Origin of the sequence: Streptomyces sp. NPDC059456 (assembly GCF_042750055.1) — a bacterium.
In the GTDB taxonomy this organism is placed as follows: Bacteria; Actinomycetota; Actinomycetes; order Streptomycetales; family Streptomycetaceae; genus Streptomyces.
In genome coordinates this window covers 1-6533 of sequence record NZ_JBHYVA010000485.1, presented here as the reverse complement: position 1 = coordinate 6533, position 6533 = coordinate 1, and the positions used below count along the sequence as shown (strand labels likewise).

The following is a 6533-nucleotide window of genomic DNA, read 5'->3' as shown; positions in this document are numbered from 1 at the left end:
CGGCCGTACGGCCGCTGCCGGACCACCTCGACACGCTGCGCCGGCTGACCCTGCGCACAAGCTTCGCCGCCATGCCCGTCGCCGCCGCCGTGCTGCTCGCCGCGACCCTGGTCGGCAAGGTCCTAGGCCTCGGCGTGGACTGGTTCGCCGCGAACCAGGCCGCCCTCGGCTCGTACGTGGCCTCAGGCCTGTTCGCGGCGTCGGTCTCGCTGCTGCTCCCGCTCGTGCTGCCCACGACGAAGACCCCGCGCCCGCGCTCCCCGCTGGAGGGGCTGCGGGCCCCCAGGACGGGAGACCGCCCGGAGAAGGGCCGTACGGGGGCCGTCCCGCTGCTCGTCCTGGCCTGCGCCGCCGTCGCCGGAGCCGTGGCCGGTGCCGCGGCCGTGGCCGTCCTCCAGGCCTTCGACCTGGGCGGCGGCCCGGCCACCTTCGCCCTGCTCGTCCTGGCCCTGCTGGGCGGCACCGCCCTCGGCATCCGCGCCACCCAGGCCGGCAAGGTCCTGCCCGCGCTCTCCCGGCGCCGGCTGCTGGCCCTGGCGATCGCCGTGGCCGGGCTGGCGCTGCTGCTGTCCGGGCTCGTCCCCGACACGGCGACCGTGCTGTTCCTGTCGCTGCTCGCCGGCACCGCCGCGGGCGTGGCCGCCAACACCGGGCACACCCTGCTGGACCAGGAGACCGAGGAGTTCCGCCGGGCCCGGGTCACCGAGCACCTGCAGGCCGTCGTCCGGGTGGCCGTGGGCATCGGCGCCGTCCTCGCCCCGGTCCTGGCCGCGGCGATCGGCCCGCACCGGCTGGCGGGCGGGGGCGTCGTCTTCGAGCACGGCGGCGCGGCCTTCACCCTGATGCTGGTGGGCGCCCTGCTGCTGCCCGTCGCCGTCGTGGTGCTCGCCAAGGCCGACGACCGCAGCGGCGTACCGCTGCGCCGCGACCTGCGCGATGCGCTGCGCGGCGGGGAGCCGGTGCAGGCCGCGTCCGACGCCGGGTTCTTCATCGCCCTGGAGGGCGGCGACGGCGCCGGCAAGTCGACGCAGGTCGAGGCGCTGGCCGACTGGATACGGGGCAAGGGCCACGAGGTCGTCGTGACGCGCGAGCCGGGGGCCACCCCGGTCGGCAAGCGGCTCCGCTCGATCCTGCTCGACGTCTCCTCGGCCGGGCTGTCGAACCGTGCCGAGGCCCTGCTGTACGCCGCCGACCGCGCGGAGCACGTGGACACCGTCGTGCGGCCCGCCCTGGAGCGCGGCGCGGTCGTCATCTCCGACCGCTACATCGACTCCTCGGTTGCCTACCAGGGCGCCGGCCGCGACCTGTCGCCGACCGAGATCGCCCGGATCTCGCGCTGGGCCACCGACGGGCTCGTCCCGAACCTGACCGTCCTGCTCGACGTATCGCCCGAGACGGCGCGCGAGCGGTTCACGGAGGCCCCGGACCGGCTGGAGTCGGAGCCGGCCGAGTTCCACCAGCGGGTGCGGGCCGGCTTCCTGACGCTGGCCGCGGCCGACCCCGGGCGCTACCTGGTGGTCGACGCCGGCCAGGACCCGCAGTCCGTCACCACCGTCGTGCGCCACCGCCTGGACCGGATGCTCCCGCTCTCGGAGGCCGAGGTGGCCGCCCAGGCCGAGGCCCGGCGCAAGGCCGAGGAGGAGGCCCGGCGCAGGGCCGAGGAAGAGGCGGCGCGCAAGGCCGAGGAAGAGCGGCTGCGGGCCGAGGAGGAAGCCCGGCTGAAGGCCGAGGCGGAAGCCGCCCGGATCAAGGCCGAGGCCGAGGCCGCCCGCAGGGCGGAGGAGGAGCGGCTGCGCGCCGAAGAGGAGGCCCGTGCCCGGGCCGAGGCCGAGCGGCTGCGCCGGGAGGCGGAGGAGAAGGCCCGCGCGGCGGAGCAGGAGCGGCTGCGCAAGCAGGCGGAGGAGGAGGCCCGGCTGCGTGCCGAGGCCGAGGAGCGGCGGCTGGAGAAGCAGCGGCGGGCCGAGGAGGCCCTGCTGCGCGCCGAGGAGGCGCGCCGGCTGGCGGAGGCCTCGGCGGCTGCGGCGGCCGCCCAGGCTGCGGCTGCCCAGGCCGCGGCGGCCGCGGCGGCTCCCGCTCCCGCGCCGATGCCCGCCCCCGCCCCGGAACCGGTGGCTCCCGCTCCCAGGGTGCCGATGACCAAGGAGCCGCTGCCGGACGACGCCGTGACGGTGGAGACCCCGCTGGCCAAGCGGGTCGTCCAGCCGGACGACGTGACGCAGACGGTGCCGGTGCCGAAGGTGGACCCGGCGGCGGAGACCTCGGTGCTGCCGGCGGTGCCGCCGGCCGGTGCGACCGACGAGACGGCGGTCCTGCCGCCCGTACGGCCGTCCCGTACGAGCCCCCCGGCCGGGCAGGCCCCCACCGGGCAGGCCCACTCCGCCGTCCGGCCCACCGCCCGGCGCCCGGAGGAGAGCCCGGCCGACCGGGTGCCGCCGGGCATCTTCCGGGACTCCGGCGACGACGTGACGCGCGAGCTGCCGGTCTTCGGCGAGGACGGCCGCCCGGGCGGGCAGCAGCAGGGCCGCCCGGCCCGGCAGGACCGGCCGCGGCCCGCCTGGGCCGAGGAGACCCCACTGGACGATCTGCCGACCCTGGCGGACGAACTGCTCGGCCCGCGCCGGGACGACGAGGACGAAGAGGGCGGTCCGCGCCGCCGCTGACGGGGATTGTCAGTGGCGCCGGCCACACTGGGGCAGGGCAGGGCAGGGCAGGACGAGTGCGAGCGGTACGGACGGCCGGCGAAGACGGCCGGTGAAAGGCGGTGGGCGGCATGCCCGTATGGGACGACCTGGTGGGCCAGGAGCGGGTGCAGGCGCAGCTCGCCGCGGCCGCCCGGGACGCCGACGCCCTCGTCACCGCCGTCGAGGCCGGCTCGCCGCCGCCCGCCGCGTCCAAGATGACGCACGCCTGGCTGTTCACCGGCCCGCCCGGCTCCGGGCGGGCCACCGCCGCCCGTGCCTTCGCGGCCGCACTGCAGTGCACCAGCCCCGACCGCGCCCTCGGGGGCGAACCGGGCTGCGGGTTCTGCGACGGCTGCCACACCACCGTGGTCGGCACGCACGCCGACGTGGAGTTCGTCCGTACGGACCTGCTGTCCATCGGCGTGAAGGAGACCCGCGACCTGGTCCGCCGGGCGCAGCTCTCCCCGGCCGTGGGCCGCTGGCAGGTCATCGTCCTGGAGGACGCCGACCGGCTGACCGAGGGCGCGGGCAACGTCCTCCTCAAGGCCGTGGAGGAGCCCGCTCCGCGGACCGTGTGGCTGCTGTGCGCGCCCTCGCTGGAGGACGTGCTGCCCACCATCCGCTCCCGCTGCCGCCACCTGACCCTGCGCACCCCGCCCGTCGACGCCGTCGCCGACGTGCTGGTCCGGCGCGACGGGATCGAGCCCGCCGTCGCCGCGGCCGTCGCCCGCGCGACCCAGGGCCACATCGGCCGGGCCCGCCGGCTCGCCCAGGACGAGTCCGCCCGGGCCCGGCGTGCCGCCGTACTGAAGCTCCCGCTCCGGGTCGACGACGTGGGCGGCTGCCTCAAGGCCGCCCAGGAGCTGGTCGACACCGCAGCCGAGGACGCCAAGCAGGTCGCGGAGGAGGTCGACACGAAGGAGACCGAGGACCTGAGGGCCGCGCTCGGCGCCGGGGCCGGAACGGGCGGCCGGATGCCGCGCGGCACGGCGGGCGTGATGAAGGAACTCGAAGACCGGCAGAAGCGCCGCCGCACCCGCACCCAGCGCGACACCCTCGACCTGGCGCTGACGGACCTCACGGGCTTCTACCGGGACGTGCTGGCGCTCCAGCTCGGCTCCTCGCTGGCGATCGCGAACGAGGACGTACGGGCCGACCTCGACCGGATCGCCCGCGCGTGCGGACCGGAGCGCACCCTGCGCCGGATCGAAGCGATCATCGCCTGCCGCGAGGCCCTGGACCGCAACGTGGCCCCGCTCCTCGCGGTCGAGGCGATGACGATGGCGCTGCGCGCGGGCTGACCGCCGTACGTTGACCGCTTCATCCGTATGAGCGATCCGGCGGGGTCGTGCCGGGCCCGGCGGGTTCCGGGCGGGGCCGCGGCGCGCCCGCGGGCCGGGGGCGCCGGGCCGGCTTCCGCCCGCCCGGCCGGGCCGCCCGTCAGCACGTAGGCTCCGAGGATGGACACCAGTCGCCTGCTGCGTACCACCGGAACCGTGATCGCAGCCGCCGGGCTGCTGCTCTCCGGGTGCACCTCGGCCGGATCGGGGGGAACCCGGGCGGCCGCCTCCTCGACGGGGGGCACCGCACCGTCCGCCACCCCGACCGCGGTCCCGACGGCGCTGCGCCCCTACTACGAGCAGAAGCTGAGCTGGCGCGACTGCGGTGTCCCCGGGTTCCAGTGCGCCACGATGAAGGCCCCGCTGGACTACGCGCACCCCGAGTCGGGCCAGGACATCGACATCGCCGTGGCCCGCCGCCAGGCCACGGGACCCGGCAAGCGGCTGGGCTCCCTCGTGGTCAACCCGGGCGGGCCGGGCGGCTCCGGCATCGGATACCTCCAGGCGTACGCGGGCATCGGCTATCCGGCGGCCGTCCGCGCCCAGTACGACATGGTCTCCTTCGACCCGCGCGGGGTGGACCGCAGCAGCCCGGTGCAGTGCCTGACCGGCCCGGAGATGGACAAGTTCACGCAGGTGGACCAGACGCCGGACAACGCGGCGGAGCAGGCCGAGCTGGTGACCGCGTTCAAGGAGTTCGCCGCCGGCTGCCAGGCCCGCTCGGCGCGGGTCCTGCCGCACGTCTCCACCGTCGAGGCCGCCCGCGACATGGACGTGCTCCGTGCCGTGCTGGGCGACGAGAAGCTGACGTACGTCGGGGCCTCGTACGGCACGCTCCTCGGGGCGACGTACGCGGACCTCTTCCCCGGCCGGGTCGGCCGGCTCGTCCTGGACGGCGCCATGGACCCCTCCCGGCCGGCGCTCGAAATGAACCGGGACCAGACCGGCGGCTTCGAGACGGCCCTGCGCTCCTTCGCGAAGGACTGTGCGAAGCAGCCCGACTGCCCGCTCGGCAAGGGCAGCCCGGAGGCGATCGCGGACCGGCTCCAGGAGTTCTTCCGCAAGGTCGACGCCCAGCCGGTGCCCAGCGGCGACCCGGACCGCCCGCTGGGCGAGTCCCTGGCCACGACCGGGGTGATCGCGGCGCTGTACGACGAGAGCGCCTGGCCGCAGCTGCGCGAGGCGCTGGCCTCGGCGATGAACGGCGACGGGTCCGGCCTCCTCGGCCTCGCCGACAGTTACTACGAGCGCGAGCCGGACGGGAAGTACGCGAACCTGATGTTCGCGAACGCCGCCGTGAACTGTCTGGACCAGCCCCCGGCCTTCGACGGCCCGAAGGCCGTCGAGGCGGCCCTGCCCTCCTTCGAGAAGGCGTCGCCGGTGTTCGGCGCGGGCCTGGCCTGGGCCTCGCTGAACTGCGCTTACTGGCCGGTGAAGGCCACCGGAACGGCGGGCGCGCTGGCCGCGAAGGGCGCCCCGCCGATCGTGGTGGTCGGCACGATCCGGGACCCCGCGACCCCGTACAAGTGGGCGCAGGCGCTGGCGAAGCAGCTCGACTCCGGTGTCCTGCTCACGTACGACGGCGACGGGCACACGGCGTATGGCCGCGGCAGCACCTGCATCGACACGGCGATCAACACGTACCTGCTGGAGGGGACACCGCCGAAGGACGGCAAGAAGTGCGCCTGACGGCCGCCGCCGCGGACCCTGCAACAACGTGGTTCGGGGCACCCCGTTCGAGCCTGTAGACTTGGCGCCGCTGCTGATGAGAGCTCCCCTCCGAGGGAACGCTTGTCTGCCCAGCGGTGCCGCCTTAGCTCAGTTGGCCAGAGCAACGCACTCGTAATGCGTAGGTCTCGGGTTCGAATCCCGAAGGCGGCTCTGTGGAAGCCCCAGGACTCACTCGCCGTGACCTGGGGCTTTTGCTTTTCCCCGATCGGGCGCCGCGTGCCCGCCCGGCCCCGAAGCGGGTTTCCATTCTTCTTCTTCCGCGCTTTGCTTGGTGCCGGCCCGGAGGCTTGTTAGAAATACTTCAGATCACTGGCCGGAACCTCCTGCAGTTGACGGAACGGCGCTATGCGATTCCTGATTCTGCCTGCGCGGATTCTCGGAAGGATGCGGGTGCAGGGGAGTGGTGTCTCTTTTCGGGACGCTGTTTTCTGCGACCGTTCCAGTGATTCCAGGCGGCTTATCCAAGGCGCGCCGTATTTCCATCAAGGAGGAATCGTGGAGAACAACATCATCTCCGAGCTCGGCCAGAACATCGTCGAGGAGGTCACCATCGAGGACCTCACCGAGGTCAGCGGTGCGGGCACCCTCGGCACGGCGAGCACCGCCGGTTGCCCCGCGAGCAGCGCCGGTACCTTCGGCTCCCACTGACCGGAGCCTCATGGTGCCGGGGGGGCCGGGGGGCCCCCGCCCACCCCCCCAGGGCCGGGGATAGGTAGGTTGGCTGCGGGTGTTTGTGGTGGGTTGGTTGGGTCAGGGGGTGGGGGTGTGAGAGAGTGTGGGG

General features: G+C 74.8%; 4 protein-coding genes and 1 tRNA gene. All 5 read left to right on the top strand.

Annotated features, from left to right (window positions below; translation table 11 throughout):
• On the top strand, nucleotides 1-2660 hold a 2660-nt coding region (gene tmk / locus ACFXA3_RS31090; protein WP_385192111.1), incomplete at its 5' end, for a dTMP kinase.
• A 110-nt stretch (nucleotides 2661-2770) separates the two neighbouring features.
• Complete coding sequence (locus ACFXA3_RS31085; protein ID WP_385192108.1) at nucleotides 2771-3982, top strand: DNA polymerase III subunit delta'; 1212 nt, start codon at nucleotides 2771-2773, stop codon at nucleotides 3980-3982.
• Nucleotides 3983-4141: 159 nt separating this feature from the next.
• Complete coding sequence (locus tag ACFXA3_RS31080; RefSeq protein WP_385192105.1) at nucleotides 4142-5710, top strand: alpha/beta hydrolase; 1569 nt, start codon at nucleotides 4142-4144, stop codon at nucleotides 5708-5710.
• Between the two features lie 118 nt (nucleotides 5711-5828).
• A tRNA-Thr gene (locus ACFXA3_RS31075) sits at nucleotides 5829-5902 on the top strand.
• A gap of 345 nt (nucleotides 5903-6247) precedes the next feature.
• Nucleotides 6248-6400 carry a thiocillin family RiPP gene (locus ACFXA3_RS31070; protein WP_385192103.1) on the top strand — a complete coding sequence of 51 codons (153 nt, stop codon included), beginning with the start codon at nucleotides 6248-6250 and terminating at the stop codon, nucleotides 6398-6400.
• Nucleotides 6401-6533 lie beyond the last annotated feature (133 nt).

Bases quoted from the DNA above. Each gene is read 5' to 3' on its own strand.
- ACFXA3_RS31080 (WP_385192105.1), top strand. From the start codon at position 4,142: ATGGACACCAGTCGCCTGCTGCGTACCACCGGAACCGTGATCGCAGCC.
- ACFXA3_RS31085 (WP_385192108.1), top strand. From the start codon at position 2,771: ATGCCCGTATGGGACGACCTGGTGGGCCAGGAGCGGGTGCAGGCGCAG.